Origin of the sequence: Limosilactobacillus oris, assembly GCF_025311495.1 — a bacterium.
Taxonomy (GTDB): domain Bacteria; phylum Bacillota; class Bacilli; order Lactobacillales; family Lactobacillaceae; genus Limosilactobacillus; species Limosilactobacillus oris_A.
This window is the reverse complement of sequence record NZ_CP104398.1, coordinates 535,453-560,939: the sequence shown is the minus strand read 5'-3', so window position 1 is coordinate 560,939 and position 25,487 is coordinate 535,453. Positions and strand designations below refer to the sequence as shown.

General features: G+C 51.9%; 30 protein-coding genes and 2 other annotated features. Of the genes, 26 read left to right on the top strand and 4 right to left on the bottom strand.

Annotated elements, in window-relative coordinates; translation table 11 throughout:
* The first annotated feature begins 7 nt into the window (after positions 1-7).
* From N4599_RS02995 to N4599_RS02915, 17 genes are all read left to right on the top strand, one after another.
* A complete protein-coding gene (locus tag N4599_RS02995) occupies positions 8-1,369 on the top strand; it encodes a DnaD domain protein (protein WP_191363848.1) in 1,362 nt (453 codons plus the stop codon).
* 14 nt (positions 1,370-1,383) lie between these two features.
* A complete protein-coding gene (gene dnaI / locus N4599_RS02990; protein ID WP_260901882.1) occupies positions 1,384-2,325 on the top strand; it encodes a primosomal protein DnaI in 942 nt (313 codons plus the stop codon).
* A 46-nt stretch (positions 2,326-2,371) separates the two neighbouring features.
* Positions 2,372-2,505, top strand: a sequence feature (ribosomal protein L20 leader region).
* A 42-nt stretch (positions 2,506-2,547) separates the two neighbouring features.
* The gene (infC, locus tag N4599_RS02985) at positions 2,548-3,060 is read left to right on the top strand and encodes a translation initiation factor IF-3 (RefSeq protein ID WP_003715336.1); all 513 of its coding nucleotides are present in this window, start codon (positions 2,548-2,550) and stop codon (positions 3,058-3,060) included.
* Positions 3,061-3,086: 26 nt separating this feature from the next.
* Complete coding sequence (rpmI, locus tag N4599_RS02980; protein WP_003715352.1) at positions 3,087-3,284, top strand: 50S ribosomal protein L35; 198 nt, start codon at positions 3,087-3,089, stop codon at positions 3,282-3,284.
* Between the two features lie 43 nt (positions 3,285-3,327).
* A complete protein-coding gene (rplT, locus tag N4599_RS02975) occupies positions 3,328-3,681 on the top strand; it encodes a 50S ribosomal protein L20 (protein WP_003715331.1) in 354 nt (117 codons plus the stop codon).
* Positions 3,682-3,816: 135 nt separating this feature from the next.
* The gene (locus N4599_RS02970) at positions 3,817-4,347 is read left to right on the top strand and encodes a YqeG family HAD IIIA-type phosphatase (protein ID WP_260901878.1); all 531 of its coding nucleotides are present in this window, start codon (positions 3,817-3,819) and stop codon (positions 4,345-4,347) included.
* Entirely contained in the window at positions 4,340-5,458 is a 1,119-nt protein-coding gene (yqeH, locus tag N4599_RS02965) for a ribosome biogenesis GTPase YqeH (protein ID WP_191363851.1), read from the top strand. Before N4599_RS02970 ends, yqeH begins: the two co-directional genes overlap by 8 nt.
* A 12-nt stretch (positions 5,459-5,470) precedes the next feature.
* Positions 5,471-5,782, top strand: coding sequence for a ribosome assembly RNA-binding protein YhbY (gene yhbY, locus N4599_RS02960; protein ID WP_003715326.1), 312 nt, complete (start codon positions 5,471-5,473; stop codon positions 5,780-5,782).
* 15 nt (positions 5,783-5,797) lie between these two features.
* Positions 5,798-6,442, top strand: coding sequence for a nicotinate-nucleotide adenylyltransferase (locus tag N4599_RS02955; protein WP_191363852.1), 645 nt, complete (start codon positions 5,798-5,800; stop codon positions 6,440-6,442).
* On the top strand, positions 6,435-7,049 hold the full coding sequence (yqeK, locus tag N4599_RS02950; protein ID WP_260901874.1) for a bis(5'-nucleosyl)-tetraphosphatase (symmetrical) YqeK: 615 nt from the start codon (positions 6,435-6,437) through the stop codon (positions 7,047-7,049). The genes N4599_RS02955 and yqeK overlap by 8 nt, the downstream gene beginning before the upstream one ends.
* Positions 7,050-7,406, top strand: a complete 357-nt coding sequence (rsfS, locus tag N4599_RS02945) for a ribosome silencing factor (protein ID WP_003715348.1) — start codon at positions 7,050-7,052, stop codon at positions 7,404-7,406.
* Positions 7,406-8,146 (top strand): class I SAM-dependent DNA methyltransferase, encoded by a 741-nt coding sequence (locus N4599_RS02940; RefSeq protein WP_191363854.1) that lies wholly within the window; start codon positions 7,406-7,408, stop codon positions 8,144-8,146. The genes rsfS and N4599_RS02940 overlap by 1 nt, the downstream gene beginning before the upstream one ends.
* Positions 8,147-8,154: 8 nt before the next feature.
* Positions 8,155-9,288 (top strand): nucleotidyltransferase, encoded by a 1,134-nt coding sequence (locus N4599_RS02935; RefSeq protein ID WP_260902458.1) that lies wholly within the window; start codon positions 8,155-8,157, stop codon positions 9,286-9,288.
* 113 nt (positions 9,289-9,401) lie between these two features.
* Entirely contained in the window at positions 9,402-9,956 is a 555-nt protein-coding gene (locus N4599_RS02930) for a YceD family protein (RefSeq protein WP_191363855.1), read from the top strand.
* 51 nt (positions 9,957-10,007) lie between these two features.
* A complete protein-coding gene (gene rpmF / locus N4599_RS02925) occupies positions 10,008-10,187 on the top strand; it encodes a 50S ribosomal protein L32 (protein WP_003715340.1) in 180 nt (59 codons plus the stop codon).
* A gap of 180 nt (positions 10,188-10,367) precedes the next feature.
* Positions 10,368-11,054: a response regulator transcription factor gene (locus N4599_RS02920; RefSeq protein ID WP_191363856.1), complete on the top strand. Its 687-nt coding sequence runs from the start codon at positions 10,368-10,370 to the stop codon at positions 11,052-11,054.
* Positions 11,055-11,069: 15 nt separating this feature from the next.
* On the top strand, positions 11,070-12,545 hold the full coding sequence (locus N4599_RS02915) for a HAMP domain-containing sensor histidine kinase (protein ID WP_260901866.1): 1,476 nt from the start codon (positions 11,070-11,072) through the stop codon (positions 12,543-12,545).
* A gap of 74 nt (positions 12,546-12,619) precedes the next feature.
* Here N4599_RS02915 and N4599_RS02910 read toward each other — a convergent pair whose 3' ends face one another.
* From N4599_RS02910 to N4599_RS02900, 3 genes are all read right to left on the bottom strand, one after another.
* Positions 12,620-13,030 carry a peptide deformylase gene (locus tag N4599_RS02910; RefSeq protein WP_260901864.1) on the bottom strand — a complete coding sequence of 137 codons (411 nt, stop codon included), beginning with the start codon at positions 13,028-13,030 and terminating at the stop codon, positions 12,620-12,622.
* 59 nt (positions 13,031-13,089) lie between these two features.
* The gene (gene yidC / locus N4599_RS02905; protein ID WP_191363859.1) at positions 13,090-14,034 is read right to left on the bottom strand and encodes a membrane protein insertase YidC; all 945 of its coding nucleotides are present in this window, start codon (positions 14,032-14,034) and stop codon (positions 13,090-13,092) included.
* Positions 14,035-14,125: 91 nt separating this feature from the next.
* Positions 14,126-14,401 (bottom strand): acylphosphatase, encoded by a 276-nt coding sequence (locus tag N4599_RS02900; protein WP_191363860.1) that lies wholly within the window; start codon positions 14,399-14,401, stop codon positions 14,126-14,128.
* Positions 14,402-14,504: 103 nt separating this feature from the next.
* Between N4599_RS02900 and N4599_RS02895 the strand changes: the two genes are divergently transcribed.
* The 9 genes from N4599_RS02895 (at position 14,505) to N4599_RS02855 (ending at position 22,274) form a co-directional block, all read left to right on the top strand.
* A complete protein-coding gene (locus tag N4599_RS02895; protein ID WP_191363861.1) occupies positions 14,505-15,278 on the top strand; it encodes a TrmH family RNA methyltransferase in 774 nt (257 codons plus the stop codon).
* A 69-nt stretch (positions 15,279-15,347) separates the two neighbouring features.
* Positions 15,348-15,854 carry an HD domain-containing protein gene (locus N4599_RS02890; protein ID WP_003714558.1) on the top strand — a complete coding sequence of 169 codons (507 nt, stop codon included), beginning with the start codon at positions 15,348-15,350 and terminating at the stop codon, positions 15,852-15,854.
* A 14-nt stretch (positions 15,855-15,868) separates the two neighbouring features.
* On the top strand, positions 15,869-16,207 hold the full coding sequence (locus N4599_RS02885) for a winged helix-turn-helix transcriptional regulator (protein WP_191363862.1): 339 nt from the start codon (positions 15,869-15,871) through the stop codon (positions 16,205-16,207).
* Positions 16,208-16,251: 44 nt separating this feature from the next.
* Positions 16,252-16,460: a binding site (T-box leader), on the top strand.
* A gap of 38 nt (positions 16,461-16,498) precedes the next feature.
* A complete protein-coding gene (pheS, locus tag N4599_RS02880; RefSeq protein WP_191363863.1) occupies positions 16,499-17,545 on the top strand; it encodes a phenylalanine--tRNA ligase subunit alpha in 1,047 nt (348 codons plus the stop codon).
* A 5-nt stretch (positions 17,546-17,550) separates the two neighbouring features.
* A complete protein-coding gene (gene pheT / locus N4599_RS02875) occupies positions 17,551-19,968 on the top strand; it encodes a phenylalanine--tRNA ligase subunit beta (protein WP_260901858.1) in 2,418 nt (805 codons plus the stop codon).
* A gap of 134 nt (positions 19,969-20,102) precedes the next feature.
* The gene (locus N4599_RS02870) at positions 20,103-20,450 is read left to right on the top strand and encodes an endolytic transglycosylase MltG (RefSeq protein ID WP_191363865.1); all 348 of its coding nucleotides are present in this window, start codon (positions 20,103-20,105) and stop codon (positions 20,448-20,450) included.
* 74 nt (positions 20,451-20,524) lie between these two features.
* Positions 20,525-21,175 (top strand): uridine kinase, encoded by a 651-nt coding sequence (udk, locus tag N4599_RS02865; protein ID WP_003714562.1) that lies wholly within the window; start codon positions 20,525-20,527, stop codon positions 21,173-21,175.
* 69 nt (positions 21,176-21,244) lie between these two features.
* A complete protein-coding gene (greA, locus tag N4599_RS02860) occupies positions 21,245-21,721 on the top strand; it encodes a transcription elongation factor GreA (RefSeq protein WP_191363866.1) in 477 nt (158 codons plus the stop codon).
* Positions 21,722-21,893: 172 nt separating this feature from the next.
* Complete coding sequence (locus tag N4599_RS02855; protein ID WP_191363867.1) at positions 21,894-22,274, top strand: HesB/YadR/YfhF family protein; 381 nt, start codon at positions 21,894-21,896, stop codon at positions 22,272-22,274.
* A 376-nt stretch (positions 22,275-22,650) separates the two neighbouring features.
* Here the strand turns inward: N4599_RS02855 and N4599_RS02850 are convergent, their stop codons facing one another.
* Positions 22,651-25,287, bottom strand: a complete 2,637-nt coding sequence (locus N4599_RS02850; protein WP_191363868.1) for a YfhO family protein — start codon at positions 25,285-25,287, stop codon at positions 22,651-22,653.
* Positions 25,288-25,487: the final 200 nt, after the last annotated feature.

The following is a 25,487-nucleotide window of genomic DNA, read 5'->3' as shown; positions in this document are numbered from 1 at the left end:
AATGAGGATGGCTAAGCAGGAGGACCAGTTTGCACCACAGGCAGCCTTCCTCGTGACGGCGGCCGGCGACTTTGTGAACTTTAATGCCACGACCCTGGCCCGTTTTTACCAGCCGGTGGTGGGGCCAACCGCCTTTAGCCTGTTCTATGCCCTGCATAGTCAGCTGTTGGAACGGCCAACTCTGGCTGACCGGCGCCTGCAAGCTGTCCTTATTCGACAGATGAACGCGGGGGCGGAGCAGATTACCCACGCCCTTCACCGTTTGGAAGCAGTGGGACTGGTAAGAACCTTCGCCGGGAATGATGAGCAGGGGGACTTTTACGTTTACCAGCTCCAGCCGACCCTTTCCCCTGCCGCCTTTATTGAAGATGACCTGCTGAGCGTCCTCCTCCTTGAGGCGGTGGGGAGCGCTGCCTTTGCTCACCTGGCGAAGTGGGCTCGGCGTTACGAGTTGACCTCGCGGCCCCAGCTAAGGGAAGTCAGCCATCGCTTCTTGGATGAATTCCATGTTGCCGCGGAGTCAGTTATCACGGCACCAGTACCCGTCAAAGAAGCACGGCAGCAGTTCAGCGTGGAGACCGCTCGCCCGTCACTCGCAGCTAGTGATTTTGACTGGCCGACCCTTTTTCAGCTCCTCGCTAACCAGCCGCTTGTCAAAAAGGATCTGGACGCCCACCGGCAGTTAATCGAGGTCGAACACCAGCTGTACGGCATTGACGTCCCAACGATGAAGGACCTGATCCTGAAGGCGGTCAACCTGGCTGATAATCATTTTGACGCGGCGAAGTTTAAACGGGTCGTTGCCGCGGCCTACCGGCCTACCGGCAGTTCAACTGGCAGCTCGACGGGGGCCAACCAGCCGGCCAAGAAGGACCAGGGATTGACTGCTAAGGACCAGCAGCTGTTAAAGAGCGTGACCGGGTATGCCCCGGTGGACTTCCTCCAGGGGCTTAAAGAACAGACCGGGGGCTTTGTAACCGCCAGCGAGCGGCATATCCTGACCCACCTGTTGGCGGACGTCAAACTTAGCCCGGAAGTCATCAACGTCCTTTCCTGGTACGTGATTGCTGAATTGGATAATGACCTTTTGAAGGCTAACTTTGTTGACGCGATTGCCAATAGTTGGGTCAAAGCGGGGGTCCATGATGGGGCCAGTGCCTTACTCCAGCTCAAGAACTTTAACCAGCAACGGGCGGCTGGTCAGTCAAAGGGGCGGCCCCGCCAGCGGAAAAATTACCGGGGCCGGCCACAGATTGAAGAGCAGATGCCGGAATGGACCAAGACTAGTCAGGCGGAGCGCACCAAGAAAGCGTCGCAGGCAGAGGTTCAAGAGGTTCAGGCCCTGCTGGCTAAACGAAAGCAGAAATAGGGGTGGTGAAAGCAATGAAGTCGTTAAATGAAACCCTCCAAGGGCTAATGAAAAATCAAAACGTGACTGCCAGTGTCGACCAGCTGATGAAGCGAGTACTAGCCGATCCGGATGTCCAGGCCTTTTTGCAGGACAATCAGGAGCGGATTTCCCGGGAGATGGTCCAAAGCGGGCAATCCAAGCTGTATGAGTTTTACCATGAAAAACAGCTGGCGAAGAAGGGAGAAACCACGGTGGCTCCAGGCTATTCGCCGCAGCTAGTGCTGAACTCCGGGCAAATAGATGTCACCTATGTGCCCACCCAGCAACTGCTGGAAAAGGAACGGCAGCGGCACATTCAGCGGCTCGTCCGCTCAATCAACATGCCAAAGTTTATCCAGAACGCTTCATTGGATAACTTCTACATTGACGAGCAGCACCAGACCGCGACCCGGATGGCAGCCCTAAAAGCGGCCATCAACTTTACCGACCACTATTCCGCGGACCACTTCATGCCCGGGCTTTACCTTTATGGGAATTTTGGAGTTGGCAAGACCTACCTCCTAGGAGCAATCGCCAACGAGCTGGCAAAGCAAAAGGGTGTGGCGACGACGATGCTGCACTTCCCGAGTTTTGCCGTTGAGATGCGCAACTCGATTAAGAAGAACAATACCAGCGAGAAGCTGGAAGCAGTCAAGAAAGCACCGGTCCTGATGCTGGACGACATCGGTGCCGACGCGATGAGCAAGTGGGTTCGTGACGACGTCTTGGGAATTATCCTGGAGTACCGGATGCAGGAAGAGCTCCCGACCTTCTTTAGTTCTAACTTCTCCATGGATGAACTGGAAAAGAACCACTTGGCGATTGACACCCAGGGTGACCATGAACCCTTGAAGGCCCAGCGAATCATGGAACGGGTCAAGTTCCTGTCCCGGGAATTGCCGATGACGGGAGATAATTTGCGTTCTAAGGGATAATGTCCTTGACAATTATCTGGAGATTCGGTATTCTAATAAACGTTGAAAGAAAAAGCAGAAGCACCCGCTTCTCGCCTTGGTGATTAGGATTGCCGGGCTGACGAGATGAAATTGAGCAGACGAGGAAGGTCTGTTCCTATTGAGCGGGGTGCGTTTGGCACTCCGCTTTTTTGCTTGATCTTTCGCTAATAAAATTGGAGGTGCGTTGCCATAGCACAAGATATGATTGTCAATAACGGTATTCGTGCACGCGAAGTGCGGCTGATCGGCCAGGATGGCGAACAATTAGGGATCAAGTCAAAGCGTGAAGCGCTGCAATTAGCAGAAGATGCCAACCTTGATTTGGTGCTGGTTGCACCAAAGGCTCGTCCAGCTGTTGCCCGCATCATGGATTACGGTAAGTACCGTTTTGAGATGCAAAAGAAAGAGCGGGAAGCTCGGAAGAAACAGAAGACAGTGACGGTCAAGGAAATTCGCCTGAGCCCCTCAATCGACACGAACGACTTCAACGTTAAGCTGAAGCGGGTTCGCAAGTTCATTGAGAAGGGTGACAAGGTCCGGGTTTCACTCCGTTTCCGGGGTCGTGCCATCACGCACAAGGATATCGGTCGTGACATGATTGAACGGATGGCTGAAGAAACTTCAGACATTGCTACTGTTGTCCAACGTCCAAAGATGGAGGGGCGGAGTATTTTCTTAACTCTGGCTCCAGCTGCTGATAAAGCAAAGAAATAGTATTTTAGGAAAGTAGGGAATATCTGATGCCAAAGATGAAGACTAACCGCGCTGCTGCTAAGCGTTTCAAGCGTACTGCAAATGGTGGATTTAAGAGTGGTAACTCATTTACGAGCCACCGTTTTCACGGTAAGACTAAGAAGCAACGTCGTCAATTACGTGGCTTGAGCATGATGGACAAGTCCAACGTAAAGCGTTACAAGAAGTTATTACCATTTAAGTAAACTTCATTCGAATGAGAATTAAAATACGTAGGAGGATTTCAACATGCGAGTTAAAGGTGGAACTGTTACGCGTGCTCGTCGGAAGCGCGTTATGAAGTTAGCAAAAGGATACCGTGGTGCTAAGTCTCGTTTATTCAAGACTGCTAAGGACCAAGTAATGAAGAGTTACGTTTACGCTTTCCGTGATCGGAAGGTCAACAAGCGTAAGTTCCGTGAACTCTGGATTGCCCGGATCAACGCTGCTGCCCGGATGAACAACATCAGTTACAGCAAGTTGATGCACGGCTTGAAGCTGGCTAACATCGACATCAACCGGAAGATGCTGGCTGACTTGGCGGTTAACGATCCAAAGGCCTTCGCTGCCATCGCTGACCAAGCTAAGCAAGCATTAAACTAAGTTAAATTAAGAAGTCATCCATCTTTCAGTGGTGGGTGGCTTTTTTTATCCCGCCCCTGGTGGGGATTGATTGAAACCCGATTTTATAATCGCTATAATTGATTTAATTATGACAAAAGTTTATGAGGTGCGATATTGCTAGATAAATTTAAACCTACCTGGATGGTCAACAGTATTTACGCGGTTTCTCCCGCCCAGCTGAAGGAGCGGGGAATCCGGGCGGTGTTTAGTGACCTGGATAATACGCTGATTGCGTGGAATAACCCTGATGGTACGCCAGAGCTGCGGGAGTGGATGACCACGCTGCAGGAAGCCGGGATTCCGTTAATCGTAATTTCAAATAATAGCAAGGACCGGGTTGCCAAGGCTACGGCGAACCTCGATCTGCCTTTCGTTTCCCGGTCACTGAAGCCGCTGAGCTTTGGCATTAACCGGGCGCGAACGAAACTGGGCCTAAAGAAAAGTGAAGTGGTGATGGTCGGGGACCAGTTGATGACCGACATGGTCGCGGCAAACGAGGCCGAGGTACGGAGTATTTTGGTCAAGCCCCTCCTGAATACGGATAAGTGGGACACCCGAATCAACCGCTTCTTTGAACGAATTGTTTGGCGTGAATTAAGGAAAAAGTATCCGCAACTACAATGGCAGGAGGATTTGAATGACTGAGCAAAATGAAGAATTACGTTGCATTGGCTGTGGGGCAGTAATCCAGTCGACGGATCCCGCGGCGCTCGGCTATACGCCGGCCTCAGCGGTCAAAAGAGGGTTGGCCAATGACGAGTTGTACTGCCAGCGCTGCTTCCGCCTCCGCCACTATAACGAAATTGCCCCGGTATCACTGACCGATGATGACTTTTTGCGCTTGCTCGGTCAGATTCGGGACGCCAATGCCCTGATTGTCTACGTGGTGGATATCTTTGACTTTAACGGCAGCCTGATCCCGGGCCTCCACCGCTTTGTTGGTGACAACCCGGTTCTGCTAGTGGGCAACAAGGAGGACCTCCTGCCCCGTTCCCTGCGTCGGCCGAAACTCTGTGATTGGATCCGGCAGCAGGCCAACCAGGCTGGTATCCGGCCGGTTGACACGGTGCTCGTTTCCGCCAAGAAGAACCACGAGATTGATGAGCTGCTAGCGACGATTGAAAAGTACCGCCACGACCGGGATGTCTACGTGGTTGGGGTCACCAACGTGGGCAAGTCGACCCTGATCAACCAGATTATCAAGCAGCGGACTGGCGTTCAGGACCTGATTACAACTTCCCGTTTTCCCGGGACGACTCTCGATGAAATTGAAATTCCGCTGGACGACGGTCATAAACTGGTCGACACGCCGGGAATTATCCATCCCCACCAGATGGCCCACGTCCTTTCTGCAAAGGACCTCAAGATCGTGGCACCGCAAAAGGAAATCAAGCCCCGGACCTACCAGCTGAATCCCGGGCAGACCATCTTTATCGGCGGGGTAGCACGCTTTGACTTTGAAACGGGTCCTCATTCCGGCTTTGTTACTTACTTTGACAATAATCTGACGCTTCACCGGACCAAGTTAAGCAATGCCGACAGCTTTTACGAAAAGCACCGGGGCGGCTTGCTGACCCCGCCGACAGCGGAGGAGCTAAACGACTTTCCACCGCTGGTTCGTGAGGAATTCCACGTTAACGAGAAGAGTGACGTCGTCTTTGAAGGCCTTGGCTGGGTTACTGTTCCAGCCGGAGTGACGGTCGCGGCCTGGGTACCAAAGGGTGTCGCGGCATTAGTGCGCAAAGCAATGATTTAATGAGGTGAACACATGCAATTACGAGGAAAACAAAAGCGTTTCTTACGGGCGCAGGCCAACCACCTGCAGCCGCTTTTCGCGGTCGGGAAGGAAGGCCTTAGTGATAACTGGCTGGCCCAGTTAGACGGGGCCTTGGACCGGCGCGAGCTGATCAAGGTCAATATTTTGCAAAACGCGGATGTGACTACTGATGAGGTCAAGACCTTTATTGAGGACCAGACCGACATCCAAGTGGTGCAGACGATTGGTCGGGTGTTGGTGCTCTTTAAGGTTTCTTCAAAGGAAAACCTGCGCCAGCTGTCAGACCAAGTTGCCCGAATTTAACGAGGCGGTTGGATTATGCAGGGGTGTCAAGTTTACGCGAAAACCCAGCCGGCCGTTCAGTACCAGCCGCAAACAAGTTCCCGCCACCAGCGGGTTGGTATTTACGGTGGGACCTTTAATCCGGTGCACAATGCCCACCTGATAGTAGCAGACCAGGTGGGGCACGCCCTATGTCTAAATAAGGTCCTGCTGATGCCTGACGCAATCCCGCCGCACGTCGACCATAAGTCCGCCGTCAGCGCTGACTTGCGCCGGCAAATGTTAGGACTGGCCATTGAGGGTAACCCCATGTTGGGGATTGAGGATGCGGAGCTGAAGCGGGGCGGCGTCAGCTATACTTATGATACGATGAAGGCCTTGCTTGAGCGCCATCCTAATACCGATTACTACTTTATTATCGGCGGTGATATGGTTGACTACCTGGATAAGTGGTACCGGATTGAGGACCTGGTCAAGCTGCCCCGCTTTCACTTTGTCGGGGTTCGACGGCCCCACGCACAGAATGAGACGAAGTATCCGGTGATCTGGGTGGATATTCCCGCAATTGATATTAGTTCGAGCGATATCCGGACCCGGATCCGGCAGGGCCAGTCGGTCAATTATCTGCTACCGCGGTCAGTGGCCGCTTTTATTAAGGAGCATCATTTATATAATGACTGAAAAATTAACCTATACCCATAACTATATTCCCCTTAGCCGTGATCAACTGATAGAACGTTTGCGTGCGGCATTGCGGGACAAGCGTTTTGAGCACGTCCTGCGGGTGGAGCAGACTGCAATTGAGTTAGCTCGGGCCAACGGGGTTGACGTCGAGAAGACTAGTATTGCCGGCCTCTGTCACGACTACGCCAAGCAGCGTCCTGACCAGGATTTTATTGACGAAATCCACCGTAAGGGGCTCAATCCCGACCTGCTGAACTATGGCAATGCAATTTGGCATGGGGTAGTTGGTGCTGAACTAATCAAGGACGAGCTGGGGATTTGGGATGAGGATATCCTGAATGCCGTTCGTCACCATACTACCGGCGCTGCGGTAATGAGTCCGCTAGAACAGGTAGTTTACATGGCGGACTATATTGAACCCGGTCGGGATTTCCCAGAGGTCTACCGGGCCCGGGAAATTACCGCTAAGGACCTGGGAGCAGGAGTAGCCTACCAAACGAAGCAAACGCTGGAGTACCTGGTGAAACGCAATAGTCCGGTTTACCCAACGACTCTGGAGACATACAATGCCTGGGTACCGGCTTACCGAAAGGAGATTGAATAAATGGATAGCAAACAAGTATTGGAAATGGTCGTTAAAGCGGCGGATGGCCGCCGGGCGGAAGATATTACCGCCCTCAAGGTCGACGAAATCAGTCCGATGGCGGACTACTTTGTCATCATGACTGGTGGTTCTGACCGTCAAGTACAGGCGATTGCCAACGCGGTAATCGAAAAGGCCCACGAAACCGGGGTCACGATTGGCAGTGTTGAAGGAAAGAACCATGCTAAGTGGGTTCTGATCGACCTGGGCGATGTGGTTGTCCACGTTTTCCGGGAGGAGACCCGTCAATTCTACAATCTTGAAAAGCTCTGGTCGCAGGCACCGCTGGTTAACCTGAGCGAGTGGGTAAGCGACTAATGATTTACCAGAGCTTTGCCCAGCTGTACGATGAGCTGTTTGATGCCCAGCTGTACGAGCAATGGCAGGATTATACCCTTAACCGGCTCCCTTCCACTAGCAAGACCGTCTTAGACCTTGCCGGTGGGGCGGGTCGGTTAGCTTGTTTACTAGCAACGGCGGGGTTGGACCTAACCGTCGCTGATTTTTCTCCAGAAATGCTTAGCCTGGCGGGCAAGCACGCTGCCGAAACCGGCGTTGATCTCCAGTTAGTTCAAGCCGACATGCGTGACTTGGCTGGCTTCCCCCAGTTTGACGCAGTGACCTGCTATGCGGACTCGCTCTGCTACCTTGATGATCTGGCGGATGTCCAGGAAACCTTCAGCCAGGTCTCTGCCCATTTGGCTGCCGGAGGCCGGTTCCTCTTTGACATGATCAGCCTCTACCAGACCGATGTTGTCTATCCCGGCTATATGTATAATTACGAGGATGAAGACCAGCAGCGGGCGTTTATTTGGCGCAGCTTTGCCGATGACGACGTGAAACACGGGGTCATCCATGAGTTGGCCTTTTTCAACCAGCTGCCGGATGGTAACTACCACCGGGTTGGTGAGACCCACTTTGAGCGGAGTTATCCCCTGGAAGAGTTGCAGGCGGCACTCCAGCAGGCGGGCTTTCAACGGGTAAAAGTGACAGCTGACTTTGGTCGTCAGGAGGTTACTCCTGAAACGACCCGGTGGTTCTTCGAATGTCAAAAGTAGGTGATGAAATGCAGGCAGTGGGAATGGTAGTTGAGTTTAATCCCTTTCACAATGGGCACGCCTACTATGTCCAGCAGGCCAAAAAGCAGACTGGCGCTGACGTGGCCGTTGCCGTGATGAGCGGTAACTTTACCCAGCGGGGCGAACCTACAATCGTTGATAAGTGGGAACGAACCCGGACCGCATTGGCGAATGGGGTGGACCTCGTCGTCGAGCTGCCGCTTTACTTTGCTTGCCAGCCGGCCCACCGGTTTGCGGCGGGCGCCTTGGCGCTCCTGGACCAACTTCAGGTGCCGACGGTGGCTTTTGGCGCGGAACATCCCCAGTGGGATTTTAAGAAGTTCGTTCGCCTGGCCGCTGATTTTGACCAGGCGGCGCTCAAACAGTACAATGCGACCTACGCTACCCAGTTCAATGACCAGCTTGCCCAACAAACCGGTGTTAGCCTGAAAGCGCCGAATGATATCCTTGCCTTTGCCTACAACAAGGCGGTTTTGGATCACCATTACCAAATGCGGCTAGTGCCGATTCAGCGGGTCGGAAGCAACTACCATGACCAGGTCATTACCGGGCGGATCGCCAGTGCGAGCGCGATTCGCGAAGCGGTTGACCAGCACGCTAGCTTTGCAGAAGCGGTCCCAGGAGAAACGGGCGCGGCTTTGCGGCAGCTGAGCAGCGTACCAGATTGGGAGGACCTGTACCCACTGTTACGCAACCAGTTAATTCAGGCGCCACTTGAAAGCCTCCGCCAAACCTACCAGATGGCAGAGGGGCTGGAGTTTCGGTTGAAGACTGCGGCCCAGCAGTCACTAGGCTTTAACCAGTTTATCCACGCCATTAAGACGAAGCGGTATACGTATGCCCACCTAATCCGCCTCTGCCTGTATACAACCCTGCAGCTGACGGAAGAGGAGCTGGCCCGGCACGCCGCCCACCCCTACATCCACATCTTGGGCTTCAACCAGCGGGGGCAGGAGTACCTCCACCAGGTTAAAAAGCAGGTCGCAATCCCACTGTTTACCAAGGTTAGCCAGCAGATGCGCGACCGTTTGTATAACGTTGATTACCGGGCCGGCAAACTGTACCAAACCTTTACCCCGGTCGAGCAGGACTTGAAACACGCTCCCGTTATCTGGCGGTGAAGTATGGTAAAATCAAGAGAGTAGCTAGCTGGGAAGACTGTCAAGGAAAAAACGTTGACAACTGACCAGGTAGACTAGTATAATTGCACATGTTGCATTAGGAGGTTAGTACGATGAAATGGTCGTTAGCTGAGTTACATCGTTATCAAAATGAACCACTTCATATTCAGAGTACTTTTGACCTGAACGCATCATTGACGAAGTTATTTCCAGACATCATCCTCGGGGTCGCCCCGGTGAAGGTGGACGGATACGTGACTTATGACGATGGGGACGCCACCATTAGCGCCAATGTAAAGACGACGTTGACGGTTCCGTCCAGTCGTTCGTTGACTCCCGTTCAGTTGCCGCTGGACTTTGATTTTTCTGAAACCTATATTGATGATTGCAGTCACTTTTCCCGGTACGAAGACGACGAGGTTGTTTTCCTACTCCAGGATCGGGAACTGATTGATTTCGATACGGCCTTAGCGGAAAACATTGTTGAGCAGGTACCATTACGGGTGCTTTCTGCCGATGAAAAGGCCGGCAAGCCGATGCCAAACGGCAAGGGCTGGTCGGTCATCTCTGAAGATGACTATGAGGCTGAAAAGCGGCAGAATCAAAAAGTTGATCCACGCCTCGCGAAGTTGCAAAAACTATTTCCTGATCAGGATGAAAAAAAGTAGCGGGCGGTTAAAAACCATTTGTGGATAATTTATTTCTAGGAGGTGTCAAACATGGCTGTTCCAGCACGGAAGACTTCAAAGGCTAAGAAGCGGATGCGTCGGGGCCACATTAAGTTGAATGTCCCTGGCTTGACTCCTTGCCCAAACTGTGGTGAACTGCGTAAGTCCCACATGGTATGCCCTAACTGTGGCTACTACGACGGCAAGCAAGTTGTTAACACTAACAACTAATGACTGAAAGACGATTCCTTAGGCGCCGGACCTGGGATCGTCTTTTTTTATTTTGTCAAAGTTCTTCTGATTTTACCAGCGCTCCTACTATGGTTTATTAAAGAATTGTGATAAAATTATTCTGTTAATTTAATGAGAAGAAGTACTAAATACCATGATTAGATATAGTAGGTGAAATTAATGAGTCGAATTTTAATTATTGAAGATGAAGAAAATTTAGCAAACTTTGTTAACCTGGAATTAAAGCATGAGGGTTACGAGACGGACGTTGAACTGGATGGACGGGCCGGCCTGGACGCTGCCTTAAACCAGGATTTTGATGTAATCTTGCTTGACCTGATGCTGCCAGAATTAAACGGGATTGAGGTTGCCCGGCGGGTTCGGGAGCTAAAGGACACCCCAATCATCATCATGACGGCCCGGGACTCCGTCATTGACCGGGTTTCTGGGTTGGACCACGGGGCCGATGACTACATCGTAAAGCCGTTTGCCATTGAAGAGCTGCTGGCCCGTGTCCGGGCCCTCCTGCGGCGAATCAGTATTGAGGATGGCAATAATAAAGAACACCAGACGACGGTTAACTACAAGGACCTGACAATTGAAAAGGAAAACCGGGTCGTTCGACGGGGGGATGAAGTAATCAACCTGACCAAGCGGGAATACGAGCTCCTGCTGATCCTGATGGAAAACATCAATGTGGTCATGTCCCGGAAGGAGTTGCTCAGCAAGGTCTGGGGTTATGATTCAAAGGTGGAAACGAACGTCGTTGACGTCTACATCCGCTACCTGCGAAACAAGATCGACCGCTCGGGTGAGAAGAGCTATATTCAAACCGTCCGGGGAACCGGCTACGTTATTCGTTCGTAAGGTCCGTGATGATTTATGGAGAATAAGGCGAAAAGCAAACAATTTATTTCGTTGCGCTTAAAGTGGGCTTTTGGGACCGCCGTCGGTTCACTGCTGATTTTTATCGTGGTCACGATGGCACTCTTTATGACCTTTACCCAAAGTCTTTTTCGTCAAGAACGGTCACTGCTCAACCAGGGGATGACCAACATCAGCCAGCAACTAGCCAAAAATGACCGGCCACTGACAAGGCAGAGTATCGCCAGTGTGATTGATCCGGATAAGGACCATTCGATCGTCCAGGGGGCCGACTACAAGCGACCGCTAATCAAAGAGCTGAGCGATGGGCACCTGATTGTCAACATCTATAATCCCCAGGGCAAAAAGCTGCTGTCGACGGGCCGCTCCGATGTCCGCCCGTCACTGGTAAATGACCGGCAAGTTCGAATCTATAAGGGCGCCCGTCACCAAATCCTGGTGGGGCACATGCCGATTTATTCGCAAAAGAGCCGGCAGGTAATCGGCTACCTCCAAGTAGAAAATAACCTGAACGCGTATGTCCAGAGCTACCGTCAGTTACGGCTTGTCTGTGGGTTGGCCCTGTGCCTGGTGGTCTTAGCAAGTGGCCTGCTCGGCTACTTCCTGTCGTCCTTTTTCTTACAGCCGCTCAGTGGGATCCATGACACCGTTAAGGCCATCAGCAAGGACCCCACCAAGGACATCCGGGTTCCCAAGGTCAACCGGAATGATGAACTAGCCGAGTTGATTGAGATGTTCAACGAGATGCTGGACCGGATGCAGCGCTACCTGGACCAGCAAAGCCAGTTTGTCAGCGACGTCAGTCATGAACTGCGGACCCCGGTCGCAATTATCCAAGGTCACTTGGAAATGTTGCAGCGGTGGGGCAAGGATGATCCGCAAGTCCTTGACGACTCCCTGGCTGCTTCACTGGTGGAAACAAAACGGATGAAGAACCTGGTCCAAGAAATGCTGGACCTCAGCCGGGCGGAACAGGTCGAAATCAACTTCCGGGACCAGCGGACGGTGGTAAACGACGTGGTTCATCAGGTCTTTAATAACTTCAAGATGCTCTACCCGGACTTTACCTTTACCCTCGATGATGACGTGGATGAGAAAATCAGCGTGAACATTTACCGCGACCACTTGGAACAGGTCTTGGTAATCCTCTGCGATAACGCCGTGAAGTATTCAGGAGAGCGCAAGGAGATCCACCTGACCCTTTCCCGGGGGATGAACACCGTGGAAATCGGGGTTCAAGACTTCGGTGAAGGGATTCCGCCGGAAGATGCCCAACGGGTCTTTGACCGCTTTTACCGGGTAGATAAGGCCCGGAGTCGCAAGAAAGGCGGGAATGGACTAGGACTTTCGATTGCCCAACGACTGGTCGAGGGTTACCATGGCAGTATCAGTCTGGAAAGTTCCCTTGGCGCAGGTTCCCTCTTCAAGGTCGTCCTGCCCATTATTGAAGATCAGGAAAATAAATCAGAATAGGAAAACGTCCCAAACCGGCTATTAAAAGCTGGTTTGGGACGTTTTCGTTTGTGGTGGTTAGCCACGTAGACAGGTTAGATTAAAATACCGTTGCAGTGGTCAAGTTCGTGCTGGATAATTTCGGCCGGGAAGGCGGTGAGGGTTAACTCCTGCTGTTCCCACTGCTCGTTGGTGAAGCGAACCCTAATTTTTTGAAACCGGGTTGTGGAACGTTGTCCGGAGAGTGAGAGACAGCCTTCTTGGACCTGGTAAGGCCCACTCTTGGCAACTATTTGCGGATTGAACATTACCACTTGGAGCGGCCCGAGACTGGCAATAATGATGCGTTTTGTTACCCCAATCATATTAGCGGCCATCCCGACACAGCGGTCGGCATTGGCCGTGAGGGTGTCTCTGAGGTCCTGTGCGACTGGTAAATCGTCCTTGCTCGCCAGCTGGCTGACTTGGCGCAGGATATTTACGTCCCTGTTGACTGGCTTAATCATGGTGAATCCTCCTTAAAATAAAAGGGGCCAGGAATAATCTCCCAGCCACTATCTAATATTTACTTGTGATGGTGCTGTTTACCCGCGTTCCGTTGCCGGTTCCGCTTAGCTGCCTTGTTAGCCTCGGTTGTTGTTTGTCCCGGCTGTTTCAGCTGGTCAATCGCACTAGCGGTTGCGTTGGCAGGCGTCTGTGGTGCCGCAGGCATTTTAATTGGGTGGTTCTTGCTTTCTTCTTCGATCCGCTTCCGGATGCGTGGCCGGTAGGCGTTGACCATCAGGGTTTGCAAGATGGCGAAGAGTCCCCCGATAAAGAAGTACAGTCCCAGCCCAGCGGAGGAAGTCAGGGAGATAAAGAAGGTCATAAATGGACTCATCCAGATGGCCATCTTCATCTGCTTCTTCTGTTCTTCTGGAACCCCGATGAGCCCCAGGTAGCTTTGGGCAGCGTAGGCGATAAAGGAAAGGACCGCCAGGATGATGCTTGGCTTCCCCAGGGCGATGCCGAAGAATTCAGCGTGGTAAAGGTCTGGTGAGTAGCGGATGGCAGCGTAAAGGGCGGCAAAGACTGGCAACTGAATTAACAGTGGCAGACAGCCAATCCCCCCGGTAATGCTGATGTTGTTATCCCGGTAGAGGGCCATCATCTGCTGGCTTACCGCCGCTTGTTCCTCTGGAGTTTTGGCGGCCTTTTGCTTTTCACTCAGTTCCTTGATCAGTGGCTGGACCTTAGCCATCTTCTCCTGGGTAATCGTGGACTTCTTCATTTGTGAGAACATTACCGGTAGCAAGATGGACCGAACCACGACTACGATAACGATGATTGCCCAACCGTAGTTGTTGCCGAGGTGGGCAGCTAGCCATTCCATCAGGTGCTGCATTGGCTTTGCCATGTAGTCGTAGACAAAACCATAGGGCTTCCCGCTCTTGGTCGTTCGTACACAGCCGCTCAGGGTCAGCAATAAGACGGACAGCAGACCGGCAAGTGTTAGTTTCTTGTGTTTCATGCGTTAATAATAACTCCTTGCAATTTCTTAATTTGGGTAACAGTACATATCTTAACTTAAAGCGGCATTAAAAGCCAGCTGGTGAGGCGAATTAGCGACGGATTGTAAACTGGCCCCCGTAATCCTGGCAGGGGAGGCGGTGCTTGCTAACTTGATTGACGTGGGCATAAGGGGTGGGCCCGCTTTCAACGCGGGCGATAAAGTTGGTCACCGCGTCTGGCAACCCCTGAACTTCCAGATAGACCTGGCCGGATGGAAGGTTCTTGACAAAGCCACTGACGCCGTACTGCTGGGCGAGGCGGTAGCAGCCCCACCGAAAACCGACTCCCTGAACCTGGCCGCTGACGGTAAGCTGATAGTTGATCATTGGCAAACTCCTTAACAAAAACTTAGTAACTGCCGAATGGGTTGTCTGTATTGTACACCATTGTTTCATGGTATAATTAAAAATAAGAGAAAGGTAGTTTTTAATGGAAGAATTAACATCTGTTCACAACCAACACGTCAAAAATTGGAAGAAGCTGCAAACAAAGAAGTTTCGTCGGCAGAGTGGAGAATATCTGCTGGATGGCTGGCACCTGGTTAACGAGGCCGTCAAGGCTGGCAACCAACTCCGGCAGCTGATTGGGACGGCTGACCAGCTTGCGGCTCACCAGGACTTAGTTGCTCGCACTGCGGAAGCCTATGTGGTGACTCCAGAGATTATGCAGCACGTTACGGACACGGTAACTCCCCAGGGAATTGCTGCGGTCGTTGACCTGCCAGACGCGCACCGGGTACCAGCGAATATTCAGGGGGCCTGGCTCCTCTTGGACCGGGTCCAAGATCCGGGCAACGTCGGTACAATGGTTCGAACCGCGGACGCGGCAGGGTTTACAGGCGTGGTTGTTGGCGACCGGTCGGCTGACCTTTTTGGTCCCAAGGTTGTGCGTTCCATGCAGGGGAGTCAGTTTCATTTGACCCTGCTCGAAGGCGATCTCCACAAGTGGATTCAGGACTTTAAGCAGCTCGGCGCTCCCGTCTATGGTACCCAGCTTAATCCGGCAGCAAAAAATTTCCGGGATGTTCATCCTGGACAGACCTTTGCCTTGATTATGGGCAATGAAGGCCAGGGGATGGCAGCTGACCTATTGAAAGAGACGACGGCCAACCTTTATATCCCCATGCGGGGAGACGCTGAGTCCTTAAACGTGGCGGTTTCCGCGGGAATCCTGATGTTCCAACTGAACCGGGAACTGGACTAGGAGCAAATTAATTTAAATCCTGGTCATTTTTCAGTATGATAATCTAAAACAATTAGGAAGGGGTATTACATGAAAACAAAGAATGAATGGCGTCAAGATCGTGAGTACATGGCGATTGTCAATGATTTATTAGCCCAACCGGCTGTACAGAAGTTAGCGGACTATACTCAGCACCATCATTCTAACCGTCTCCAGCATTCAATCGCGGTGTCTTACGATAGTTACCGAATTGCGAAGCGTCTGCACCTGGATTACCGGAGTACGGCCCGGGCAGGCCTGCTGCATGACCTGTTCTACTATGACTGGCGGACGACCAAGTTTGACCTGGGAACGCACGCCTTCATCCATCCCCGTGTGGCCCTGCGCAACGCGGAGAAGATTACCCCATTGAATAAAAAGGAAAAGGATATTATCTTAAAGCATATGTTCGGAGCAACGATGGCGACGCCGCGTTATCCGGAGAGCCTGATTGTTTCCTTAGTCGACGATTTCGAAGCGGAGCACGAATTCTTTAGCCCACTGCGAGCGAAGCTGCGGCGCAAGATTAAGAAACGGCGGATGCGTACTATCTGGTAGGGAGGAGTAATACTATGACTGAAATGGTAGCAAAGAAACGAGAAGAAGGAGGCTGTAAACTCTGTCCGAAATTTACCCAAACCTTTATGATGCTGGGGAAGAAGTGGAATGGCTTGATTATTGAGGTCCTGCTGGAACAGCCGACACTGCGGTTCAAAGACATTGCAGGCGCTATCACCAAGTGCAGCGACCGGGTACTGTGTGAACGGCTCAAAGAACTGGAAGATGAGCAGATCGTTGTACGGAATACTTATCCTGGTTCTAGCCGGGTCGATTACTCACTGACCGAACGAGGCCGTGAGTTGGCACCAGTAATGGAAGCCGTCCACAAGTGGAGCGACAAGTGGTGCTAATTTAGGCTTGACCTGACTTAGCGGAGTGTTTACAATGTTAAATGTTAAAAGCGTTGACGAAAACTAGTAGCTAGTTCAGGCCCGGCAGAGAGTCGTCACCTCATTCTGCAAGTGACGACCGGTGCCAACTGGTGAATTTCATTTTCTGAGCTGGTACGTAATGGTATTCCGGCTGATCACCGTTATTGATCGACTAAGTGTACCGGCACTGCGCCGGTAAACTAGGGTGGTACCGCGATGCTTCGTCCCTATTTGGGGACGAAGCTTTTTTATTTCAAAGGAGCTGAAAAAATGGGATTAAAAGATCGACTGACGGAACTTCGCGACGAAGGGCTGGCAGAAATTAAGAATTCTAAGGACCTGAAGAAGATTAACGAAATTCGGGTCAAAATGCTGGGGAAGAAGGGGCCAATCACGAGTGTTCTGCGGGGAATGCGTGACCTCAGTGCCGAGGAACGGCCGGTGGTTGGTCAGTTTGCCAACAAGGTTCGTGACGAGTTGACCACGGCTATCGAGGAACGGCGGACCGAGCTGGAACAGGCTGCCCTGGATGCTGAACTGGCGGCGGAAACGGTAGACGTGACCCTTCCTGGGACGCCGGTTGCCCAGGGCCAGTCTCACGTTATCCAGCAGATCATTGATCAGGTGGTCGACCTCTTCGTTTCCATGGGTTATGAAGTGGCCGTCGGGGATGAAGTCGAGCAGGAAGTTTATAACTTCGAAAAGCTGAACCTGCCGAAGGACCACCCGGCCCGGGATATGCAGGATACTTTCTACGTTACCCCCACGGTCTTGATGCGGACGCAGACTTCGCCAATGCAGGCCCGGATGCTGGAAAAGCACGACTTTAGCCGGGGGCCGTTGAAGATGATTTCCCCCGGGAAGGTTTACCGGCGGGATACGGATGACGCGACCCACAGTCACCAGTTCAACCAGATTGAAGGGATGGTTGTCGGCAAGCACATCACCATGGCTGACCTGAAGGGAACCCTGGAAGTAGTTGCCCAGTCGCTCTTCGGTGACAAGCTCAAGGTTCGTTTGCGGCCGAGTTACTTCCCCTTCACCGAACCATCTGTGGAAGCGGATATTACCTGTTTCAACTGCCTGGGGAAGGGTTGCGCGATCTGTAAGCACACCGGCTGGATTGAAGTGCTGGGTGCCGGAATGGTTCACCCGAACGTTCTCAAGATGTCGGGCGTGGACCCAGAAGTTTACGGCGGGTTTGCCTTTGGACTAGGCCCAGACCGGTTTGCAATGTTGAAGTACGGGGTCGACGATATCCGGAACTTCTACCAAAATGACGTGCGCTTCCTGAACCAGTTCGACGAGAAAGGATAAGTTAAATGAAAGTATCATACCAATGGCTGAAAGAATACTTAGATATTGACGTTGAGCCCCATGAACTAGCCGAAAAGATTGCCCGGACATCGGTCGATATTAACGATGTTTATTCCCTGAGCGACGGCCTGAAGAAAATTGTGGTCGGGAACGTCATTACTTGCGAACCGCACCCGGATTCGGACCACCTGCACGTCTGCCAAGTCGACGTTGGTGAAGACGAACCAATTCAGATTGTCTGTGGTGCGCCGAATGTGGCGGCTGGTGAAAAGGTGATTGTAGCCCTTCACGGTGCCCGGATTGGTGACAACGTCAAAATTAAGCGGGGCAAGATCCGCGGTGTACAATCAAACGGGATGCTGTGTGCCCTGCAGGAGCTGGGCTTTAGTGATAAGATCGCACCGAAGGACTACGATGACGGCATTTACCTCCTGCCGGACGATGCCAAGCCGGGCGAGTCGGTCTTCCCATACCTGGGGATGGATGATGTGATCATTGATACTGATGTTACGCCTAACCGGGGTGACATGCTGAGTATCTACGGGAACGTCAACGACATTGCCGCCTTCTACGGCCTAAAGTCCCACTTTAAGAAAGTCGCGGTTAAGGAAGAGGCTAGCCAGGCAACCAGCGACCGCTTGTCTGCCCAGGTAACGGATACCAAGCTGGCACCAGCCTACAAGTTGCGGGTGGTTGACGGTGTTACGGTAGCTGATAGTCCGCTTTGGTTGCAAATCAAGCTCTGGAATTCTGGTGTTCGGCCGGTCAACAACGTGGTTGACGTCACTAACTACGTACTGCTCAAGTACGGCCAGCCACTCCACAGTTACGACTATGACCAGCTCCCAGGTCACGACTTCGGCGTTCGCCATGCCCAAGCTGACGAGAAATTCACCACCCTCGATGGGGATGAACAGACCCTGAAAGAGAGCGACATTGTCGTTACGGTCGCTGGTCAGCCGGTCGCCCTGGCCGGGACAATGGGTGGTCAGGGGACCGCGGTTTCCGCCAGCACAAAGACGGTTGCCTTGGAAGCAGCGATTTTTGACCCAATTATGGTGCGGAAGCAGGCTCGGCGGTTAGACCTTCACAGTGAATCGTCAATGCGTTTTGAGCGGGGAATCAACCCGGCTACGGTGGAAACGGCGCTGGATGAAGCGGCGGAACTCATCAGCGAATTAGCTGGTGGTCAGGTTACCACGGGAATTGTCACTGCCAGTGAAAAACCGGCGGAGGATAAGCAGATTACCTTATCGCTTGCCAAAATCAACCACGTGCTCGGGACCGAACTCAGCCAGGACGAGGTAAGCGACATTTTTAACCGGCTGGCCTTCCCGGTTGACGTCGTTGATGATGACCAGCTGACGGTAACCGTTCCATCCCGGCGGTGGGACATCTTTGTGGCCGCGGACCTGTACGAAGAAATTGCCCGGATTTACGGCTATGATAACCTTCCCGCTACTTTGCCCGTAATGACTCGCAACCACGGGGGCCTTACCCCACGGCAAAAGTTCCTGCGGGCGAGCCGACATGAGATGGAGGGGATGGGCCTGACGCAAGCAATCAGCTATTCCTTAACGACTGAGGATAAGGCTAAGCAGTTCCAAATTGACCCCCTCGCGGAGCCAATGAAGCTGGACTTTCCGATGAGCTCCGACCACGTTGCGACCCGGATGAGCCTCATCAGCGGCCTGCTGATTGACGTGGCGTACAACGTGGCCCGAAACGTCAACAACGTGGCCCTTTACGAAGTCGGACGGGTTTTCCTGCCGAAGGGTGGCGAGCGCCCAGAAGAACAGGAACACTTGGCTGGTGCAATTACCGGTCAGCTGCTGGCCAATTCTTGGCATAAGCAGGATCAGCCGGTGGACTTCTTCCAAATTAAGGGAATCGTAGAACGGTACTTGCATAATCTGGGCCTGGCCGAGACAATCACCTACCGGGCAACGCAGGCCCGGGCGGAGATGCACCCGGGACGGACGGCCGATATTTATGTCGATGACCAATTAGTGGGCTTTGTGGGCCAAGTTCACCCGCGGACGGCGAAGGACTACAAGGTACCTGCAACTTACGTCTTTGAACTGAACTTGGAAGCACTGCTGGCAGCTGATAAGGTGGCTAATGAATACCACCCAATCAGTAAGTACCCAGCAATTACTCGTGATATTGCCCTGTTGGTTGATCGCAACGTCACGAATGCCGACGTGATTGCGGTAATCGAAAAGCGGGCCGGCGCCTTCTTAAAGAAGGTTCATCTCTTTGACGTATACAGCGGCCTTCATCTGCCAAAGGGAAAGAAGTCCCTGGCCTACACGCTGACTTACCAGGATGACCATGATACCCTGACCGAAGACCAGGTCAACAAGGCCTTTGCCAAGGTTACCCAGGCGTTGGAGGATGAACTGGCAGCAGAAATTCGGTAAATTTATTAACGGGATTGGAAGGGGGAGTCGCTGCGGCTCCCCTTGTCCACCACTATTAAGCAGTTACTGTGTTATAACATTATCGGAAAGGGGCTGAGATTCTTCCCAGCCTCCTTTTCACTAAGGGCAAAATTATGGAAGAACAGAAATTAAAAAAGCAAAACCGCCTGGTCTTAGTTATTATAGTGCTGCTGGTGGCCGCGGGTTTGGCAATTCACCAGTATTTCAACTACGCCTTGCGTCCCGTGAGCAGTGCTAGCCAGCAACGGGTCACGGTGACAATCCCCCGGGGAGCGACTGATGACGAGGTGGCAAGGATCTTGAAAGAAAAACAGCTGGTGAGGAGTGCGTACGTGTTCAGCTACTACCTGCAGACGCATAAGACGAAGGGAGTCAAGGCTGGGAAGTTTAGGCTGGCGCAGACCCAGTCGGTTCCCCAAATTGCGGCTGAACTCCAGAGCAGTCGGGCGGCAAAACGCTAATTGCTAGTTGCTCGAATACCGATAGTGCTGTATACTATTTCAGATTAAATTAAAAGAGGGAGCAGACTGCATTAATGAGTACTGAACAAAAACGGCGGCCAATCATTATTGGGGTAACCGGTGGCTCTGGTAGTGGAAAGACGACTGTTAGCAAGGCCATCTATAATCAATTAAAGGGGCAGGATATCCAAATCATTACCCAGGATACCTACTATAACGACCAGGCAGACATGACTATGGAGGAGCGGAAGCAGGTTAATTATGACCACCCGCTGGCTTTTGATACCGACCTCCTGATCAGCCAGTTAAGTGACCTCCGTCATAACCGGGCGATTGAGATGCCGGTATATGATTACAAGGCTTATACCCGGTCCCAGGAAACGGTCCACGTGGAGCCAACCGAGATTATCATTTTAGAAGGAATCTTGATTCTGGATGATGAGCGCCTCCGGGACCTGATGGACATTAAGGTCTACGTTGATACCGATGATGACATTCGAATCATTCGCCGCATTAAGCGGGATATGGATGAGCGGGGCCGGTCCTTGGATTCCGTAATCAACCAGTACCTGGCTACCGTTAAGCCGATGTTCCACCAGTTTGTGGAGCCAACGAAGCGCTACGCGGATATTATCGTCCCCGAGGGCGGTGAAAACCACGTCGCCATTGACTTGCTGACGACGAAGGTTCGCGACATTTTAGTCAAGCGGGGTCACACCCTGTAAGTCGGTTTACAAGCGCCATAATAAATGGTAATGTAACGACGTGAATTATTAATAAGGAGTGAGTGTGTTATGGCTGAAGAAAAGACTTTCCCAATGACCTTGGAAGGAAAGCAGAAGTTGGAGGACGAGCTTGAAGAATATAAAATGAAGCGGCGTCCAGAAGTTATTAAGCGGATTAAGATTGCCCGCAGTTACGGGGACCTTTCCGAAAACTCGGAATACGAATCTGCAAAGGACGAACAGGCGATGGTCGAGAGTCGGATTGCCCAGATTGAAAATATGCTGCAATACGCTGAAATCATCGACAACGAAGACGTTGATAAGGATGAAGTTTCCATGGGGCGGAGTGTTACCTTTAAGGAACTGCCGGATGAAGAACCGGAAACTTACAGCATTGTAGGTGAATCCGAATCTGACCCGCTGAGCGGCAAAATTTCAAATGAGTCTCCAATGGCCAAGGGCTTGTTGGGGCACAAGATTGGCGAAGAAGTTGAAATTGAAATCCCAAGCGGGACGATGAAGGTTAAGATTCTCGATGTTAAGTAATCATTAATTAAGGAGTGCGGCGACGAATTAGCTAAGCTAGTTCACCGGCCCACTCTTTTTTTAACTGCATTATTCAATTTGTCAGGCTAAATCATTGGGATTTACGTGGAAACATGGTAAAGTAGTAAGTATGAAAGGGCTGCCAAAATCGGCAGCAAAGGGGATGTTTTGGATGAAACTAATTATTACTGACCGGGTTGACCGCTGGTTCCGCGATGAGATGGGTTTAGTGAGCGGCAACGGGATTAAGTTCTATGGCAAAACCTACGGCTATACGGAAGTTCACCATGGCTTTTCACCAGCTTTTACGCGCGAAGATCAGCCGGTAGAGCCAGTCCTGGAAGTTGACAAGGACGGCATTGACTATCATATTGACGAGTTAGATGAGTGGTTCTTTAAGGATTTAATTACCACTGTCGACTATGACACCCGGAGTGATGGTCCTGTTTTCCATTTTCAGCATGAAAATAGGGATGACCAGCCGGACATTGCCGGCCTTAGCAAGGAACAAGAAGAGCATCCAGATGCTTCTACCGGGGCGTCAGCACATTAAAGTGCGAGACAGAAGAGAGTGAGAAAAAATGCCCCAAATCGACCAGCAAGCTGATTTGGGGCATTTGTCTTTCGACGCGCAGCTAGCCTATTTGGGGTTGGTCAAACGCTGATTTATCAGCGTTTGAACTGCCAGCCAGCTACTGCGCTGAGGCATTATTAATCTATAAAATAGTTAAGAGGTTGAGTTAATTCCCAGCCTCACTTTTTCCGAGGTGCTGCGAGTATAAATGAGGTCTAAAGTTTGGCTCTGCCGAGCTTTAGACCTCATTTGCGTACCACGTTATTTGCTTTTGGGCTTAGTAATAGTATTTTGTCGCCGGCCGATTTTAATAGCTAGATGGTGAAATAAATTCTGGCGGGCAACGAACTGCCGCCTAGTTTGTGCTTGGTTTGTCCGTACCAGTACGTCCTCGTGTTCGCCGCCGGGCTTGGTAGCGAAGAACTAACCAGGTGCCGCTAATTGTCAGCAGACTGGTGAACAGCCCAAGGATTAAAAATGGTGGTCGGTAGTAGAGCTTGACCTGGTGGTGACCCGGTGCCAGTGGAATCGCCATGAAAGTTCCTAAAACCGTCTTGGTAGCTGCTGGCCGACCGTCCACGATGGCGTGCCAGCCACGAGCGGCCGGAATAGTTGTCATGAGGACCCGTTGCTGGCGTTTGAGGTCCACCGTTCCCGTGATACTGTTACTGGAATGGTGGCTGATCTTCAGTGGAGATTGTTTTAAGGTCTGAAGACTAGCATTAAAGGAGCGTTGTTTGAGACGGTAGACACTGACGTTTTGCAGCCAGACGTTCATCTTCTTCAAGCGGAAGGTGATGGTGACTGGCTGACCCTTTTGCTGGTGGGCGAGGTTGATGACGACGGTGTCCCGGTAGTTGCTGGACTGGGCAAAGGCCTTGTTATTGATGGAAATTGATGCATCGTCTTTGACACTTGGCCCCAAGGTAAGGTAGTAGGAATCATTAGTTGGTGGGATGAAGGTCAGCCGAATCGAGGCTGGCTTTAGGAAGTCCTGCTTCTTGAAAAGGGTGCCGGTAATCTGCCGACTGGTCTGAACATTGTTGAATTGGACGGAGTCAAAGTTTTGTACTTGGAAGAGCGACTTGTTAATCGGCCGTCCAGCCAGGGCCTGCATAATTTGCGACTGGTAGCTGACCGGGTCCAGGGTCGTATGCGGGAGCTGGAGGATCTCGCTGCTGGCCCCGAATGCAAAGGGGAGACTATTCGGGTTGCGCCGGATAATAACGTTGCCCGTCTTAGCGGTAGTTGGCAATTGCCGCCAGTCAGGACGGTAGCCCGAGAGCGGCAGCGTTGGTGTTGCCAGGTTCTGCTTTGCAAGGGTGTACTTGAAGCCGAATAAGGCGTCGGTGACCTGGGTTCCGTTAGCGTAGGTCACAAAACCATCGCCGGCCGGCTGACCAATAGCTCCCATGAAGTTAGGGATGGCAGGCTCCAGGGTAGAGCCAAAGTGGTCACCGGAGTTGAAGTCGCCCTGGAAGGGGTCATCCTTGGTTCGTGTGAAAGTCTTGGCAACCCGGTAGAGTCCCTTGTCACCCTGGCGGAGCTTTTTGGCCGCCTGGTCGAGCTGGGTGGTGTACTGGGCAAACTCGTCCTGGGAGACGTAGGCGAGGTTATTGAAACTTGTAAAAGCGCTGGTGGCGACATCACAAATGACTAGGCAAACCAGGAGGAGGTCGTACAGGCGGGGTGAATCTTTGCGTGGAATAGCTAGGCACAGCAGGCTGATGGCCGCGAAGCCAAGCCCAATCCAGCGCTGGCTGCTGCTAAGGTAGGAGAGCTTGAGCTGGCTGACGTAGGCAAAAATTGCCCCCGTTACCAGCAGGAGGAGGGCCAGCTGCCAGTAGCGAGGTCGAAAGGCTGGGCGGAGCGTCTGGGTAGCCAAGATGATGCACCAACAGCAAAAAAGAAAGGAAAAGCGGTAGGGGTACCAGACGGGAAACTGGCCGGCGTGCCACAAGAGGTCCAGGGGTTCGTAGCAAAACGAACAGATAAAGAAGAAAGTTACACCTAAGGCTGCTAACCGCCGGCTAAGTTTTACCTGCCGGTTGAAAAAGTAGAGGAAGGCCGCCATCATCAAAAGCATTCCGATGTAGATATTTGGCTGGCCGCTGGGCATTTGGTCAAAGTTAAACGAACCGGGAACCAGTTTGGCCAGCATCTTAAACGGAAAGTACTCAAACCGGCTATGAATTGTCTGCTCGGTATAGGTTCCCTTGCTCTGCATTAGGGCATAAATCGTGGGAAAGAGGGTGACTGCCGCCACACCGGCAGCCGCCAACGAACTCAGACCATAGCGGAGGATAAAGCGGCCGCGAGCGTGCCAAGTGCGTGCTTCTGGCATCAACCAGCAGACCAAAAGAAGGGTAAACAGGCAAACCATCCAGGCCATGTAGTAATTATCAACCATCATGACCGCTAGCCAGAAGATGTAAGTTCCAGCTTGACGGCGGTAAAAGAGTTTTAGCAGGCCCCAGATAATCAGGGGGAGGATCACAAGGGCGTCCAGCCAGATCATGTTAAGCTGGTTAGCAATCATCCAGCCGTTGAGGGCGTAGGCGGTGCTAAAGGCCCAAATCCGGGGACCCTTTTGCCAACCCGTTTTATCCAGGAGCCAGGCAAAGCTCAGCCCGGCTAAACCGTACCGTAAGAGAAGGATTAGCATAATCCCGGAAGTAAGAAAACGACCAGGGAAAAAGACTAATAGGAGGTTAAGGGGGCTGAAAAGGTAGTATGCATCTGTCCCCCACATTTCACCGCCCAATCCCTTCGCAAAGGAATAGAAAAAGCTGCTGGGGTGGTGGAGCAGGCTTGCTCGAAGGTAGGCAAAGAAGTCGACGTACTGCTGACCAAGGTCCACCGTGAGCAAGCTGCTGGGGCCAAAGGGGGCCATTTGCCGGTAAGCAAAGTAACTCCCCGTCAGCAGGATGGGAAGTAGAAAACTAATTCCCAAAATAAATGAACGTTGATGAGAACGAATAGTTGTTAACACTGTTAAAAAAACTCCTTTGTTTTTTGCATAGTGATTATTATATAACGAATCGCTAATTTAAATTCGACAAGGAAGTTAAAATTAAGTAAATCTGTGCAGAAGGAGTTCATTTTTGAACAAATAAAGAGTATTATTTTTTTGTTAGTGACTGGTGGGCCTAATGAGGAAGAGCGACTGCTTGAAATTAGGACCTCGCCAAC

What these genes read in the sequence shown, in the direction of transcription:
- yhbY (WP_003715326.1), top strand. Translation starts at nt 5,471, where the DNA reads ATGCAATTACGAGGAAAACAAAAGCGTTTCTTACGGGCGCAGGCCAAC.
- N4599_RS02920 (WP_191363856.1), top strand. Translation starts at nt 10,368, where the DNA reads ATGAGTCGAATTTTAATTATTGAAGATGAAGAAAATTTAGCAAACTTT.
- N4599_RS02895 (WP_191363861.1), top strand. Translation starts at nt 14,505, where the DNA reads ATGGAAGAATTAACATCTGTTCACAACCAACACGTCAAAAATTGGAAG.
- N4599_RS02855 (WP_191363867.1), top strand. Translation starts at nt 21,894, where the DNA reads ATGAAACTAATTATTACTGACCGGGTTGACCGCTGGTTCCGCGATGAG.
- greA (WP_191363866.1), top strand. Translation starts at nt 21,245, where the DNA reads ATGGCTGAAGAAAAGACTTTCCCAATGACCTTGGAAGGAAAGCAGAAG.
- N4599_RS02900 (WP_191363860.1), bottom strand. Translation starts at nt 14,401, where the DNA reads ATGATCAACTATCAGCTTACCGTCAGCGGCCAGGTTCAGGGAGTCGGT.
- N4599_RS02935 (WP_260902458.1), top strand. Translation starts at nt 8,155, where the DNA reads ATGCAGGCAGTGGGAATGGTAGTTGAGTTTAATCCCTTTCACAATGGG.
- rpmI (WP_003715352.1), top strand. Translation starts at nt 3,087, where the DNA reads ATGCCAAAGATGAAGACTAACCGCGCTGCTGCTAAGCGTTTCAAGCGT.
- infC (WP_003715336.1), top strand. Translation starts at nt 2,548, where the DNA reads ATGATTGTCAATAACGGTATTCGTGCACGCGAAGTGCGGCTGATCGGC.
- rsfS (WP_003715348.1), top strand. Translation starts at nt 7,050, where the DNA reads ATGGATAGCAAACAAGTATTGGAAATGGTCGTTAAAGCGGCGGATGGC.
- N4599_RS02870 (WP_191363865.1), top strand. Translation starts at nt 20,103, where the DNA reads ATGGAAGAACAGAAATTAAAAAAGCAAAACCGCCTGGTCTTAGTTATT.
- yqeK (WP_260901874.1), top strand. Translation starts at nt 6,435, where the DNA reads ATGACTGAAAAATTAACCTATACCCATAACTATATTCCCCTTAGCCGT.
- udk (WP_003714562.1), top strand. Translation starts at nt 20,525, where the DNA reads ATGAGTACTGAACAAAAACGGCGGCCAATCATTATTGGGGTAACCGGT.
- yqeH (WP_191363851.1), top strand. Translation starts at nt 4,340, where the DNA reads ATGACTGAGCAAAATGAAGAATTACGTTGCATTGGCTGTGGGGCAGTA.
- N4599_RS02885 (WP_191363862.1), top strand. Translation starts at nt 15,869, where the DNA reads ATGACTGAAATGGTAGCAAAGAAACGAGAAGAAGGAGGCTGTAAACTC.
- N4599_RS02890 (WP_003714558.1), top strand. Translation starts at nt 15,348, where the DNA reads ATGAAAACAAAGAATGAATGGCGTCAAGATCGTGAGTACATGGCGATT.
- pheS (WP_191363863.1), top strand. Translation starts at nt 16,499, where the DNA reads ATGGGATTAAAAGATCGACTGACGGAACTTCGCGACGAAGGGCTGGCA.
- N4599_RS02930 (WP_191363855.1), top strand. Translation starts at nt 9,402, where the DNA reads ATGAAATGGTCGTTAGCTGAGTTACATCGTTATCAAAATGAACCACTT.
- dnaI (WP_260901882.1), top strand. Translation starts at nt 1,384, where the DNA reads ATGAAGTCGTTAAATGAAACCCTCCAAGGGCTAATGAAAAATCAAAAC.
- N4599_RS02995 (WP_191363848.1), top strand. Translation starts at nt 8, where the DNA reads ATGGCTAAGCAGGAGGACCAGTTTGCACCACAGGCAGCCTTCCTCGTG.
- N4599_RS02910 (WP_260901864.1), bottom strand. Translation starts at nt 13,030, where the DNA reads ATGATTAAGCCAGTCAACAGGGACGTAAATATCCTGCGCCAAGTCAGC.
- N4599_RS02940 (WP_191363854.1), top strand. Translation starts at nt 7,406, where the DNA reads ATGATTTACCAGAGCTTTGCCCAGCTGTACGATGAGCTGTTTGATGCC.
- pheT (WP_260901858.1), top strand. Translation starts at nt 17,551, where the DNA reads ATGAAAGTATCATACCAATGGCTGAAAGAATACTTAGATATTGACGTT.
- N4599_RS02955 (WP_191363852.1), top strand. Translation starts at nt 5,798, where the DNA reads ATGCAGGGGTGTCAAGTTTACGCGAAAACCCAGCCGGCCGTTCAGTAC.
- rpmF (WP_003715340.1), top strand. Translation starts at nt 10,008, where the DNA reads ATGGCTGTTCCAGCACGGAAGACTTCAAAGGCTAAGAAGCGGATGCGT.
- N4599_RS02915 (WP_260901866.1), top strand. Translation starts at nt 11,070, where the DNA reads ATGGAGAATAAGGCGAAAAGCAAACAATTTATTTCGTTGCGCTTAAAG.
- rplT (WP_003715331.1), top strand. Translation starts at nt 3,328, where the DNA reads ATGCGAGTTAAAGGTGGAACTGTTACGCGTGCTCGTCGGAAGCGCGTT.
- yidC (WP_191363859.1), bottom strand. Translation starts at nt 14,034, where the DNA reads ATGAAACACAAGAAACTAACACTTGCCGGTCTGCTGTCCGTCTTATTG.